Raw genomic sequence first — 13384 nt, 5'->3', positions numbered from 1 at the left:
GCCGGTGCGAGCCACCGTCACCCCGCAGGGCAGGGGCCCCGAAGGGGCCGGGGCGCCCTCCGGGAAATCTCCCGGCAACGGTCTTGCCGCCCTGACCGGCCGCCTGTATAACGTTGTAAATCGAGCCGCCGGACGGCCCGAACTCGCCGATGGGACCGAGGATTTCGGCGACAAGGGCCTAGGGCATGTCCGCAAAGTCCCGCACGGCGTCCACGGCGCCCGGCACGCACTCTCGCCCCACCGGGCGAAAGCCCGAGTACGTCCAGTACGAGAGCTTCCGCCCGGCGTGCCGAGAGCACGCACCGGACACCGCGGACACCGCACAGGACTTCGCGGACACGCCTCAGGTGGTGCGTGGCTGCCCGGTGTCCGGACGTACCCGTCCCCGGCCGGAACTCCACGCCGCACCGCGTACGACCGCACCGCCCGCACCAGCTGCCGTCCGCCGCCCCGCGGCGCCCGGCACGCGCACCGCCCGTACCGCCGCACCACCCCGTACCCCTAGCCGCGTCCGCCCAGGTCCTGTCCGGGCCCGCGCCCCGTACGCCTGTCCCGCCCCGCCCTCTCGGCCCGCCCGACGACCGTGCCGGCCGATCGTCCGCCAAGGAGCGTTCGCGCATGACCACCCAGCGCCGCACCCGCACCCTCGCCGTGGCCTGCCTGCTCGCCGCCACGGCCACGCTGGCCGCCTCCGGCTGCTCGAAGTCGGAGACCGCCGACACCTCGAAGGGCGACGCGGCCGCGGGCGCCCAGGCCACCCAGCCCGCCGACACCTCGGGCAAGGGCTGCACCCTGGAGACGTACGGTGCGCCGAAGCTCGACCTGAAGAACGCCGTGGTCGGCTTCTCCCAGTCGGAGAAGGAGGCCAACCCGTTCCGGATCGCCGAGACCCAGTCGATCAAGGACGAGGCGGCCAAGGCCGGCGTCAAGAAGCTGCTCACCACCAACGCCCAGTCGCAGCTGCCCAAGCAGATCAGCGACATCCAGGACATGCTGGCGCAGGGCGCCGACTTCCTCATCGTGGCGCCGCTCAACTCCGACGGCCTGGAGCCCGCGTTCAAGGCCGCCGCCGCCAAGAAGGTCCCGGTCCTCACCGTCGACCGCAAGGTCAACGCCGAGGCGTGCAAGGACTACCTCTCCTTCCTCGGCTCGGACTTCGTGGAGCAGGGCAAGCGCGCCGCCGACGCGATGATCGAGGCGACCGGCGGCAAGGGCCAGGTCGCGATCCTCCTCGGCGCCTCCGGCAACAACGTCACCACCGACCGCACCAAGGGCTTCGTCGACCGGGTCAAGGAGAAGGCCCCCGACCTGAAGATCGTCGCCCAGCAGACCGGCGAGTTCGCCCGCGACAAGGGCCAGCAGGTCATGGAGCAGCTCATCCAGTCCAAGCCCGGCATCACCGGCGTCTACGCCGAGAACGACGAGATGGGCCTCGGCGCCATCACCGCCCTCAAGGCCAACGGCAAGAAGCCCGGCGACGACGTCAAGATCGTCTCCGTCGACGGCACCCGCAACGCCGTCCAGGCCCTCGCCAAGGGCGAGATGAACGCCGTCATCGAGTCCAACCCGCGCTTCGGCCCGCTCGCCTTCGCCACGGCGAAGAAGTTCTACGCCGGCGAGTCGATCCCCGAGAACGTGCTGATCACCGACCGCGAGTACGACCAGGACAACGCCGAGAAGTCCCTCGGCGGCGCCTACTAGGGGGGTGCGCGCCGGGAACCGACCCGGCGCGCGCCCGCCGACCCCAACTCCCGTACCCCGCAACCCGCACCCCGACCCGCGTCCCCCCACGTACACCGGAAGGTTCAGCAGCCCATGGCACCACCCGAAGCAGCGACGCCCGGCGCCGGGCCGCCGGTCCTTCAGGCCCTCGGGGTCGGCAAGCGGTTCCCCGGGGTCGTCGCGCTCGACGACGTCTCCTTCGGCCTGCGGGCCGCTGAGGTGCACGCGCTGGTCGGCGAGAACGGGGCGGGCAAGTCCACCCTGATCAAGGTGCTGACCGGTGTCCACCGGCCGGACGCGGGCGAACTGCGGCTGGCCGGGGAGCCGGTGCGCTTCCAGCGGCCCTTCGAGGCCCAGCAGGCCGGGATCTCCACGATCTACCAGGAGGTCAACCTCGTCCCGCTGATGAGCGTGGCCCGTAACATCTTCCTGGGCCGCGAACCCCGCAACCGCCTCAGGCTCATCGACTTCCCCCGGATGAACCGCGAGGCCGCCGCCCTTCTCGACGGCTTCGGCGTCCGCGTCGACCCGCGCCGCCCGCTGCACACGCTCGGGCTCGGCACCCAGCAGATGGTGGCACTGGCCCGGGCCGTCTCCGTCCAGGCCCGGGTCGTCGTCATGGACGAGCCGACCTCCTCGCTGGAGCCCCGCGAGGTCGAGACCCTCTTCCGGGTCATCGAGGAACTGCGCGCCCGCGACGTGGCCGTGGTCTACGTCAGCCACCGGATGGACGAGCTGTACCGGATCTGCGACCGGGTCACCGTGCTGCGCGACGGCCGCCACATCCACACCGGGCCGCTCGAAGGACTGGAGCGGATGCGGCTGGTCTCGATGATGCTCGGCCGGGACATGGCCGAGGTCCGCCGGGACGGCGTCACCGGCTTCGCCGCCGACGGCCACGACGCCGCCCGCACCCCGGTCCTCACCGCCGACGGCCTCACCCGCCGCCACCAGCTCGACGGGGTCTCGCTCGCCCTGCACGCCGGGGAGGTGCTGGGGCTCGGCGGACTGCTCGGCTCCGGCCGCAGCGAGACCGCCAAGGCACTGGCCGGGGGCCTCGCCCTCGACTCCGGCGAGGTCACCGTGGCCGGCAAGGTGCTGCGCCGGATCACCCCGGCCGCCGCCATCGACGCCGGGATCAGCATGCTCCCCGAGGACCGCAAGGCCGAGGGGATCGTGCCCGGCCTCTCGGTCCGCGAGAACATCGTGCTGGCCGCCCTGCCCCGGCTCTCCCGCGCCGGAATCGTCTCCCGCGCCCGGCAGGACCGGGTGGTCGAGATCTTCATGAAGCGGCTGCGGATCAAGGCGTCCAGCCCCGAGCAGAAGGTCGGCGAACTCTCGGGTGGCAACCAGCAGAAGGTGCTCCTCGCCCGCTGGCTCTGTCTGGAGCCGCGCGTGCTGCTGCTCGACGAGCCGACCCGCGGCATCGACGTCGGCGCCAAGGCCGAGGTCCAGGGGCTCATCGACGAACTGGCGGGGGAGGGGCTCGCCGTGCTGCTCATCTCCTCCGACATCGAGGAGCTGATCGAGGGCGCCGACCGCATCGTCGTCCTGCGCTCCGGCGCCCCGGCCGGGGAACTGGCCGGCGACGCCGTGACCGAACCCGCCCTGCTGGAGGTCCTCGCCGACAGCGCCCCCACCCCCCGCCCCGCCGAGGAGGCCGCGCCCCGATGACCCAGGCCCCCGCCACCGCGCCCGGCGCCGCCGCGCCCGCACCCGCACCGCCCGCCCCCGCCGCGCGCTCCGCCCGGCCCTGGTACCGCGACCCCGCCTGGTACCAGGCGTACGGGGTCTACGTCGCCGTCGGCGCGCTGCTGCTCTTCAACGCCCTGTTCACCGACCGCTTCCTGACCACCGACAACCTCACCACCCAGCTGGTCCAGGTCGCCCCGATCGTCATCGTGGCGCTCGGCATGGCCCTGGTCATCGGCACCGAGGGCGTCGACCTGTCGGTGGGCTCCGCGATGGCCCTGGCCGCCGCCCTGCTCCCGCTCTACCTCGGCTACGGGCTGGTCCCCGCCCTCGTCCTGGCCCTGCTCGCCGGAGCCGTCACCGGGCTGGTCAACGGCGTACTGGTGTCGGTGGTCGGGCTCCAGCCGATCGTCGCCACCCTCGCCCTCTTCGTCGGCGGCCGGGGCCTGGCCCTGGTCCTCGCCGACGGCCAGCTCAAGCAGATCATCAACCCCGACCTGCTCTCACTCGGCACCGCGAGCCTGCTCGGCGTGCCCGTGGTGGTGCTGATCGCCGCCGGACTCGCCCTGGCCGTCGCCTTCCTGGTCGCCCGCACCACCTTCGGCCGCCAGATCGTCGCCATCGGCGGCAACCGCAAGGCCGCCGTCCTCGCCGGGCTCCCCGTCAAACGCGTCCTGACCGGCGTCTACGTCCTCTGCGGCACCTTCGCGGCGCTGGCCGGCATCCTCGCCACCGCCCGGCTCACCGCCAGCGACCCGTCCTCGCTCGGCACCCTGATGGAGCTCTCCGCCATCACCGCCGTCGTCGTCGGCGGCACCCCGCTCAGCGGCGGCTCGGTCCGGGTGCTGGGCACCGTCGCCGGAGCCGTGCTGATGCAGCTGCTGCGGGCCACCCTCGTCAAACACGACCTGCCCGACTCCACCGCCCAGATCGCCCAGGCGGCCATCATCGTCGCCGCCGTCTACGTCGCCCGGGAGCGCCGGTCCCGATGAACGCACCCCGCCCGGCGGACCCCACCGCCGCCTCCGCCACCGCCGACCCGAAGGCGGCCCCCGCGCCGCTCTCCGCGACCCCCTCGGTCCGTGCCGAGACCGAGGAGCCCAGCGGCCGCGAACGCCTCCTCGGCCTCGTCCAGCGCCAGGGCGTCCTCGCCGTGCTGCTCGCGGTGATCCTGGTCGCCTCGCTGCTCTACCCCTCCTTCGCCAGCCTCGACAACGCGCGTGGCGTCACCGTGCAGGCCAGCTTCCTGGCGATCGTCGCCCTCGGCATGACGCTGGTCATCATCACCGGCGGCATCGACCTCTCGGTCGGCTCGGTCTTCGCCCTCGGCGGGGTCCTCGCCGCCTGGGCCTCCCAGTGGGGCCTGCTCCCCGCGCTGCTCGTCCCGCTGCTGGTCTGCGGCGCCATCGGCCTGGTCAACGGCCTGCTCATCGGCCGGGCCGGCCTCGCCCCGTTCATCGTCACCCTCGCCACCCTGCTCGGCGCCCGCGGCCTGCTCCTCGCCTTCACCGACGAGGGCGCCACCACGTACCTCGTCCCGAAGGGCTCCGCCTTCGCCTGGCTCGGCGGGGGCACCGTCTGGGGGTTCGGCATCCCGCTGCTGATCGCGCTGACCCTCTTCGGCCTCGGCGGGCTGCTGCTCCAGCGGACCTCCTTCGGGCAGGGCCTCTTCGCGGTCGGCGGCTCCAGCGACGCCGCCACCCTGATGGGGCTGCCCGTCGCCCGCACCAAGGTGCTCGTCTACACGCTCAGCGGGCTGCTCGCCGGACTGGCGGGGGCCCTCAACGCGGCCCGCCTCACCTCCGGTGTCACCATCCTCGGAGTGGGCATGGAACTCGACGCCATCTCGGCCGTCGTCATCGGCGGCACCCTGCTGATCGGCGGCGCCGGGTCGGTCAGCGGCACCCTGTGGGGCGTCCTGCTGCTCGCCGTCATCCAGAACCTCATCAACCAGATCGGCTCGCTCAACTCCTCGTACCAGTCGGTGGTCAGCGGCGGCTTCCTCGTCGTGGTCGTGGTCGCCCAGCGCTACCTCGCCCGGGGCCGCAGATCGACCTAGGCGGGGCACCTCCGCCCGCACCGGGGAGTTCCAGAAGCAGCCGAGAAGCGTTACGAAGCTAGGAGTGCCGTGGGCGTCAGTCTCAAGGACGTTGCGCAGCGGGCGGGCGTGTCCGTCAAGACCGTGTCGAACGTCGTCAACAACTACCAGCACGTCACACCCGGCATGCGGGCCAGGGTCCAGCAGGCCATCGACGAACTCGGCTACCGCCCGAACCTCACCGCCCGCCACCTGCGCAAGGGCCGTACCGGCATCATCGCGCTGGCCGTCCCCGAGTTCGGCAACCCGTACTTCGCCGAACTGGCCGGGGCCGTCATCGACGCCGCCGCCCGCCACGACTACACCGTCCTGGTCGACCACACCGCGGGGCTGCGGGAGAACGAACTCCTGGTCAGCCAGGGCTTCCGCGCGCACGTCATCGACGGCCTGATCCTCAGCCCCATCCACCTGGAGACCGAGGACCTCACCGGCCGCACCGGCGCCGGGCCCCTGGTCCTGCTGGGCGAGCGCGAGTACGAGGCGCCCTACGACCACATCGCCATCGACAACGTCGCCGCCGCCCGCGAGGCCGTGGGCCACCTCGTCGCCCTCGGCCGACGCCGGATCGCCTTCCTCGGCTCCCGCACCGGCCGCGAACGCCAGCCCGCCCACCTGCGGCTGCGCGGCTGGCGCCAGGAACTGGAGGCGCACGGCCTGCCCGCCGACGACTCACTGGTGGTCGTCACCGACGGGTACGGACGGGCCGACGGCGCCCACGCCATGGCCGCACTGCTGGACCGGGGCGCCGCCCCCGACGCCGTCTTCGCCTACAACGACCTCATCGCCATCGGCGCCATGCGCACCCTCGCCGAACGCGGCCTCTCGGTCCCCGGCGACGTGGCGGTGGTCGGCTTCGACGACATCGAGGAGGCCCGCTACGGCACCGTCTCCCTCACCACCGTCTCCCCCGACAAGGAGGCCATCGCCCGCCTCGCCGTGGACAGCCTCGTCGCCCAGCTCAAGGACGGCGCCCCGCCCTCCGCGCCGCGCCGCCCCCGCCCCGGCCACCACCTCGCCGTCCGCGAGTCCGCCCCCGCCGCCCGCCCCGGCGGCGACCGGTGAACGCCCCGACGGCCCCCGCCGTCCGCTACGAACCGCACGGCTACGCCCCCGACGGCACCCCCGTCCAGCGCTGGCACCTCGACTCCGGCACCGGCACCACCGCCGCCGTCCTCACCTACGGCGGCATCCTCCAGCACCTCACCGTCCCCGCCACCGACGGCACCCGCGCCTCCGTCGTGCTGGGCCTGCCCACCGCCGAGGCGTACGCCGCCGCCCGCGGCCCCTACCTCGGCGCGCTGGTCGGCCGGTACGCCAACCGCCTCGCCCACGGCCGCTTCCCGCTCGACGGCGCCGACCACACCGTCCCCGCCAACGACCGGGGCCACGCCCTGCACGGCGGCCCCGACGGCTTCGACCGGCGCGTCTGGCGGGCCACCCCGGTCCCCGACCCCGACGCCGCCGCCGTCCGCCTGACCCTGCTCAGCCCCGACGGCGACATGGGCTTCCCCGGCACCCTCGACGTGGCCGTCACCTATCGCCTCGCCGCCGACCACACCCTGACCCTCGACTACGAGGCCCGCACCGACCGCCCCACCGTCGTCAACCTCACCCACCACGCCTACTTCGACCTGACGGCCGGCAGGCACGGCCTGGCCGGCCACACCCTGCGCGTCGTCGGGGCCCACTACCTCCCCGTCGACGCGGGCGCCATCCCGGTCGGCCCGCCCGCCCCCGTCGAAGCCACCCCCTTCGACCTGCGCGAGCCCACCCCGCTCGGCCCGCGCCTGGCCCCCGAAGCGGTCGCCGCCGAGCCCCAGTTGGCCGCGGCCGGCGGCTACGACCACACCTGGCTCCTGGACACCGGCCCGGGGCCCGACGGCCTGCGCCCCGCCGCCGCCCTCACCGCCCTGGACGGCAGCCGCGCCATGGAGGTGTGGACCACCGAACCCGCCGTGCAGGTCTACACCGGCAACCAGCTCGACGCCTCCCTCACCGGCAGCGACGGCCGCCCGCTCACCCGCCACCGCGCCGTCTGCCTGGAGACCCAGCACCTGCCCGACTCGCCCAACCACCCGGAGTACCCCACCACCGTCCTCCGCCCCGGCCAGGAGTTCCGCAGCCGCACCGCCTACCGGTTCCCGCACCTGGGCGCCGGCTGACCCGGCTGCCCGGCCGGGACCGCACAGGGGGCGGTCCCGCCCGGGCAGCCGCGTGCCTCAGTTCAGCCGCGCCCGCGCCGCCCGAGCCTGGCCGCGCACCAGCTCGGCCGCCTCCGGGTCGACGGCGGCCACCACCTCGGCGTACGACTCCAGTTCGCGGGCGCCGCGTACGAAGTCGCCGCACTTCACCAGGAGTTGCGCGTGCTCGTACCGCAGGTCCGCCGGGTGGGAGGGCAGCAGCAGCGACAGCTCGACCGCCCACAGTGCCACGTCGGTGCGTTCGGGGCGGGCCGCCGCCCACGCACGGATGTTGTTGAGGACCCGGCGGATCACCTCCAGCGGATCGGCCGGGCGCAGCAGGGACGGGTCGAGCGGGGCGCCCGTCACCCCGGTCACCAGGAGGGAGGCGTCGGCCGGGGAGAGCAGCGTGCCGCCGTCGAAGGGGTCGGCCAGCACCAGGTCGTCCGGCGGGCCGAAGCCGACCGTGAAATGGCCGGGCAGCGCCACCCCGTGGACCGGGGCGCCCGCCCGGCGCGCCACCTCCAGCCACACCACCGACAGCAGGATCGGCAGGCCCCTGCGGCGCCGCAGCACCTCCTGGAGGAGCGAGGACTCCAGCCGCCGGTAGTCGGACTCGGTGCCGTGGAAGCCGTACCGGGTGCCGAGCAGCTCGGCGAGGGCCAGCGCCCAGTCGCGCGGGGTGGCGGGCCGGTGGGGGAGTTCCCCGGCCAGCCGGTCCAGCTCCACCTCGGCGGCGTCGATGCCCGGCTCGCCCCGGGCGGGGTCGGCGACCGCCCCGACGAGCAGGCAGAGCCGGGCGAGCCCCGGCCGCTCGGAGCGGGCCTCCTCGGCGAACTCGGTCCGCAGCCGCAGCGGGTCGGGCAGCTCCATCAGGCTCCGTCCCCCGGGGCGCGGTGGTGGTGGTAGTGGTGGTGCACGGTGAACCCGGACCGCTCGTACATGGCGCGGGCCGCCGTGTTCTCCCGCTCGACCTGGAGCCAGGCCGCCGAGGCGCCCTCGTCCAGCGCGCGGGCCGCCAGCGCCGCCATCACGTCGGAGGCGAGCCCGCGGCGCCGGTGCTCCGGGTCGACCTCGACCGCGGCGAACCCGGCCCACCGCCCGTCCACCACGCACCGCCCGATCGCCCGCGCCGGGGAGCCCGGCTCGCCGTCGACCACCGCGAACCAGACCGAGGGCCCGCCGGTAAGCACCGCCGTGACCTCGGGCCGTACCTCGCCCACCCGCTGATAGCGGCTCAGCCACGCCGCGTCCGGCTCGCGGACCAGCCGGACTCCGGCGCCGGGCGCCCGGTCGGCCAGCGGCGCCAGCGCGCCGGTACGCAGCTCGGCCGAGACCTCGCGGGCCCAGCCCAGCTCCTCCAGACGGGCCGCCAGCCGCTCCTGCGTCCCCTCGCCGCCGGTGGCGGTCTGGACGTAGGCGGGGAGGCCGCGGGCGGCGTACCAGCGGACGACCGCCGCCAGTGCCTCGGGCAGGTCGGTACCCGGGTCGCCCAGCGGCAGCACGGAGTTGGCGCGCCGGGTGAACCCGGCGGCCGCGCGCAGCTCCCACTCGCCGAGCCGCTCGCTCTCCACGGGCGGCCAGCCGCGCGCCGCCACCCGGGCCAGTTCGGCGTAGGAGGCGGCGGGGCCGCGGCGGCGGGCGGGGGCCGCCGGGACCGTCTTGGCGGCGGCCAGCGCCGCCTCGGCGACGCGCACCGACTCGCCGGAGCGACGTGTGATGCTCAGCACTCCACCGGTCCATGATGTGAGAACACCCACCGTGTCGGTGAACCGCGCGTCCCCCGTTCCGGTATCCGTGAATGCACGCACCGAGACGCGTTTTCCCACGTCATCGGGGGTGATGCGGACTTCCAGCTGTCCGCCGGCAGTGAATTCCACAGCTTCGGCCGCCCCTCCTGTTCGGATCATCTCCCGGAACGGAGATACTAGGGGCGGGCATCGACGACGCCGCGCTCCCGCGCGCCAGGCGGCGGAGCCTGTAAAGACGGCCCGCCAGCGCCCTATCGAGGAGGAACGACAGCGTGACCTACGTCATCGCGCAGCCTTGTGTCGACGTGAAGGACAAGGCGTGCATCGAGGAGTGCCCGGTCGACTGCATCTACGAGGGCCAGCGGTCCTTGTACATCCACCCGGACGAATGCGTCGACTGTGGAGCCTGTGAGCCGGTCTGCCCGGTCGAGGCGATCTTCTACGAGGACGACACTCCTGAGGAGTGGAAGGACTACTACAAGGCGAACGTCGAGTTCTTCGACGAGCTGGGTTCGCCCGGCGGGGCCAGCAAGCTCGGTCTCATCGAGCGTGACCACCCCTTCATCGCCGAACTGCCGCCGCAGAACCAGTAGGGCCCAGGCCCCGGCTCTGCCGAGACAGTTCGTACGAGGTCCCGCCGGTTCCGCGCCGGCGGGACCTCGTCGTTTTCGAGACCCGAACCCACCCCACCAGGACCCGAAAAGAGCAGCCGTGTCCGCAGCCGCGCCCTCACCCGTCTCCGCGCTCCTCCCCGCCTTCCCGTGGGACAGGCTCCAGCCGTACAAGGAGACCGCCGCCGCCCACCCGGACGGCCTCGTCGACCTCTCCGTCGGCACCCCCGTCGACCCGGTCCCGCCGCTGGTGCGCGAGGCGCTGACGGCCGCCGCCGACTCGCCCGGCTACCCGACCGTGTGGGGCACCGCCGCGCTGCGCGCCGCCATCCTCGGCTGGGCCGGCCGCCGCCTGGGCGCCGAAGGGCTGACCGAGGAGAACGTCCTGCCGGTGGTCGGCTCCAAGGAACTCGTCGCCTGGCTCCCCACCCAGCTGGGCCTGGGCCCCGGCGACACCGTGGCCTTCCCCCGCCTGGCCTACCCGACGTACGAGGTCGGCGCCCGCCTGGCCCGCGCCGAACCGGTTGTCTACGACGACCCGGTCACCGACCTCGACCCGGGCCCGCTCAAGCTGCTCTGGCTCAACTCGCCCTCCAACCCGACCGGCCGCGTCCTCGGCAAGGACGAACTGGCCCGGATCGTGGCCTGGGCCCGGGAGCACGACGTGCTGGTCGTCAGCGACGAGTGCTACCTCGAACTGGGCTGGGAGGCCGACCCGGTCTCGGTGCTCCACCCCGAGGTGTGCGGCGGGAGCCACGAGGGGCTGGTCGCCGTGCACTCGCTCTCCAAGCGTTCCAACCTGGCCGGTTACCGCTCGGCGTTCATCCTCGGCGACGCGGCCGTCCTCGGCGAGCTGCTCCAGATCCGCAAGCACGGCGGGATGATGACGCCCGCCCCCGTCCAGGCCGCCACCGTCGCCGCCCTCGGCGACGACGCCCACGTGGCCGAGCAGCGCGAGCGGTACGCGGCCCGCCGCACCGCCCTGCGCGAGGCCCTGCTGGCCCACGGCTTCCGCGTGGAGCACAGCGAGGCCAGCCTCTACCTGTGGGCCACCCGGGACGAGCCCTGCTGGGACACGGTCGCCCACCTCGCCTCGCTCGGCATCGCCGTCGCCCCGGGCGACTTCTACGGCCCCGCCGGGGACCGCTTCGTCCGGATCGCCTTCACCGCCACGGACGAGCGCGTCGCGGCGGCCGTCGCCCGCCTCACCGCCACCGCCTGACGGCCGGTCCGGACACGCCACAGGGCCCCGGGGAGTCCGCGCTCCCCGGGGCCCTGTGTGCCGGTGGGTCAGCCGAGCGGCAGGCCGCCGGTCAGGCCGCCGGTGGGCAGGCCCTTGCCGGGCAGGCCGCTCTGGGCGGCGGAGCCGGCCGTGTCGCCGACCGCCTTGCCCGCGGAGCCCGCGAGGGTGCCGACGGCGTCCTGGGCGGCCGGGGCGACGGTCTTGCCCATCTGGCCGACCGTCTTGCCCGCGGCGGGCACCGCGGTGCCGACGGCCTCGGAGCCGGTCTTCCCGGCCGCACCGGTGGCACCCCGCGCGGCACCGTCGAGGGTGTTGCCGAGGCCCTCGCCGTCCAGGGCGGTCAGCCCGGGCAGGGTCGACCCGACGGGCAGCTCGGCGGCGTTGGCCGCGCCGGCCGCACCGGCCACGGGGGCGGCCGCGGCGGCGACCAGCAGGGCGGCACGGGCGATCCGGCGGCTCAGGGGGAGGGACATGTTGCTCCTTCTGGGGGGACGTGGGGCGCGGGCCGGTGAGGCGGCCGACGCGCCGTCCGGGCCGGTGAGCCCGGCCCTGCGACGCCGTGACTACCGCGCCAGAGCGGCGAAGGTTGCGGCACCGCCGGATCACGAATCGATAACGCGTCACATTGTCGGCCTCCCCGACAAGCGGCCCAGCGGCTCATCAGCCGAATGCTTTCCGCAGCCTCTGAACTAGGCGTTCCTCCACCCGCCACCCCGGCCTCCGGGACCCCGCGCACCCCAGGCGCCCCGGCCCGCACACGCCACCGTCCGGGTGACCCCTCGCACGGGCGTGCAGCGGCCACGGGGGCGGCCCGACGCCGTCTCCGGCGGAGGTGACGGGCTTCCAGCCGCCGCCCCGAAACCCACCGCACGCTCAGCCATGCCCCACCCTCACCACGACAAGTCACGCACCACCGGCGGGCGTTCGGGAACGCATCGCACCAGCCGGGCCGCCGGATCGGCCGGCGAGGCCGAGAACCGCACCGGCCACCCTTCCTCCGGCCCGAGGTAGCGGGTCAGTTTCCGCACCGCCCGCGCTCGGTCCAGCGGGACCACCTCGGCGGCGCCCCGGCAGGTGACCGAGAGCATGCGGGAGAGGGGCCCTCCGGCTCAGCCCTCGGAGACCACGATCCGCACCGCGCCCGTGCCGCCGCCCCGGGTCTCCTCCGCCGAGGTCTCCCAGTCGCCCCCGGTGCGCCAGGTGCGGCCCGCGTAGGTGACCTCCGCGACGCCGAGCCGGGTGGCGTTGGCCACCGCCCAGTGGGCCAGCTCCCAGCCCCGGCGCTTGCCCTCCGCCGAGGGGACGGGGAGCTCGACGGTGCGCGGGCCGTCCGCCTTGCCGTCCGTGTCCGCGCCGGAGCCGGCCGCGCCCGTGGCCGGGAGGACGTCCTTGCCGAAGTCGCGGGCCAGCGCCGCCCGGAGTTCCTTCTCGTCGCCGGGCTCCTCGGTGGCTCCGCCGCAGGTCAGCGTGGTGGCGGCGCGGCCGGTGAGGGCCGCGGCCAGCAGCGAGGCGTCCCGCTCGTGCTTGGCGTACGCCTGCGGGAAGCCGCTCTTCTGGACGCGCTGGGCCGCGACCGTCAGCGGCAGCCGGGAGTAGCCGGGGACCTCGGCGAGGTGCTCGTAGAACTTCTCCGAGGAGTAGACCGGGTCCATGATCTGCTCCGGCTCGCCCCAGCCCTGCGAGGGCCGCTGCTGGAAGAGGCCGAGCGAGTCGCGGTCGCCGTAGTCGATGTTGCGCAGCGAGGACTCCTGGATCGCGGTGGCCAGGGCGATCGTCACCGCCCGTTCGGGCATCCCCTTGCCGGTGCCGACCGCGGAGATGGTCGCCGCGTTGACCGCCATCACCGCGCTCAGCTCGTACCTCTCGGCGGGGTCGTCGGCGGAGCGGACCACGCACCGGGAGCCGGCCGGGGCACCGCCGCGCTGCTGCGCCGCGAAGTACCCGGCGAGCGCCAGCAGCACGACCAGGGCCGCGCCGACGCGCAGCACACGGCCGCGCCGGAAGAAGGAGGGCTCAGACACGCTGCCCAAGGTACTGGAGGGGGCCCAGGGCGTGCCGGGCCGCCCGGCGGGGCCGCGTTAGGGTCG

12 protein-coding genes are annotated in these 13384 nt (G+C 74.6%); 8 read left to right on the top strand and 4 right to left on the bottom strand.

The annotated features are described in order from the left end of the window. Window positions 1-618: 618 nt before the first annotated feature. The 6 genes from IF45_RS0121430 (at window position 619) to IF45_RS0121405 (ending at window position 7674) form a co-directional block, all read left to right on the top strand. Complete coding sequence (locus IF45_RS0121430) at window positions 619-1701, top strand: ABC transporter substrate-binding protein (protein ID WP_003950661.1); 1083 nt, start codon at window positions 619-621, stop codon at window positions 1699-1701. Window positions 1702-1815: 114 nt separating this feature from the next. Continuing rightward, window positions 1816-3396 (top strand): sugar ABC transporter ATP-binding protein, encoded by a 1581-nt coding sequence (locus IF45_RS0121425; RefSeq protein ID WP_030308969.1) that lies wholly within the window; start codon window positions 1816-1818, stop codon window positions 3394-3396. Continuing rightward, complete coding sequence (locus IF45_RS0121420; RefSeq protein WP_010642555.1) at window positions 3393-4406, top strand: ABC transporter permease; 1014 nt, start codon at window positions 3393-3395, stop codon at window positions 4404-4406. The genes IF45_RS0121425 and IF45_RS0121420 overlap by 4 nt, the downstream gene beginning before the upstream one ends. Beyond that, window positions 4403-5473 (top strand): ABC transporter permease, encoded by a 1071-nt coding sequence (locus tag IF45_RS0121415; RefSeq protein WP_030308967.1) that lies wholly within the window; start codon window positions 4403-4405, stop codon window positions 5471-5473. Before IF45_RS0121420 ends, IF45_RS0121415 begins: the two co-directional genes overlap by 4 nt. A 69-nt stretch (window positions 5474-5542) precedes the next feature. Then, window positions 5543-6574 (top strand): LacI family DNA-binding transcriptional regulator, encoded by a 1032-nt coding sequence (locus IF45_RS0121410; protein ID WP_003950665.1) that lies wholly within the window; start codon window positions 5543-5545, stop codon window positions 6572-6574. Next, window positions 6571-7674, top strand: a complete 1104-nt coding sequence (locus tag IF45_RS0121405; RefSeq protein WP_030308966.1) for an aldose epimerase family protein — start codon at window positions 6571-6573, stop codon at window positions 7672-7674. The genes IF45_RS0121410 and IF45_RS0121405 overlap by 4 nt, the downstream gene beginning before the upstream one ends. Before the next feature lie 57 nt (window positions 7675-7731). Here the strand turns inward: IF45_RS0121405 and IF45_RS0121400 are convergent, their stop codons facing one another. Both IF45_RS0121400 and IF45_RS0121395 read right to left on the bottom strand, forming a co-directional pair. Next, a complete protein-coding gene (locus IF45_RS0121400) occupies window positions 7732-8565 on the bottom strand; it encodes a transglutaminase family protein (RefSeq protein ID WP_008408427.1) in 834 nt (277 codons plus the stop codon). Continuing rightward, complete coding sequence (locus IF45_RS0121395; protein ID WP_422938796.1) at window positions 8565-9572, bottom strand: GNAT family N-acetyltransferase; 1008 nt, start codon at window positions 9570-9572, stop codon at window positions 8565-8567. The genes IF45_RS0121400 and IF45_RS0121395 overlap by 1 nt, the downstream gene beginning before the upstream one ends. A gap of 143 nt (window positions 9573-9715) precedes the next feature. Here IF45_RS0121395 and fdxA point away from each other — a divergent pair, with 143 nt between their 5' ends. Together fdxA and dapC are read left to right on the top strand one after the other, a co-directional pair. After that, entirely contained in the window at window positions 9716-10036 is a 321-nt protein-coding gene (fdxA, locus tag IF45_RS0121390; RefSeq protein WP_003950669.1) for a ferredoxin, read from the top strand. 118 nt (window positions 10037-10154) lie between these two features. Further along, window positions 10155-11276: a succinyldiaminopimelate transaminase gene (dapC, locus tag IF45_RS0121385; protein WP_008408431.1), complete on the top strand. Its 1122-nt coding sequence runs from the start codon at window positions 10155-10157 to the stop codon at window positions 11274-11276. Between the two features lie 68 nt (window positions 11277-11344). Here dapC and IF45_RS0121380 read toward each other — a convergent pair whose 3' ends face one another. Then, window positions 11345-11770 (bottom strand): ATP-binding protein, encoded by a 426-nt coding sequence (locus tag IF45_RS0121380; RefSeq protein WP_008408433.1) that lies wholly within the window; start codon window positions 11768-11770, stop codon window positions 11345-11347. Window positions 11771-12406: 636 nt separating this feature from the next. Then, entirely contained in the window at window positions 12407-13327 is a 921-nt protein-coding gene (locus IF45_RS0121370) for a VldE C-terminal domain-containing protein (RefSeq protein WP_251141208.1), read from the bottom strand. Window positions 13328-13384: the final 57 nt, after the last annotated feature.

Origin of the sequence: Streptomyces albidoflavus, from assembly GCF_000719955.1 — a bacterium.
Taxonomy (GTDB): Bacteria; Actinomycetota; Actinomycetes; order Streptomycetales; family Streptomycetaceae; genus Streptomyces; species Streptomyces albidoflavus.
This window is presented reverse-complemented; position numbering and strand designations above follow the sequence as displayed.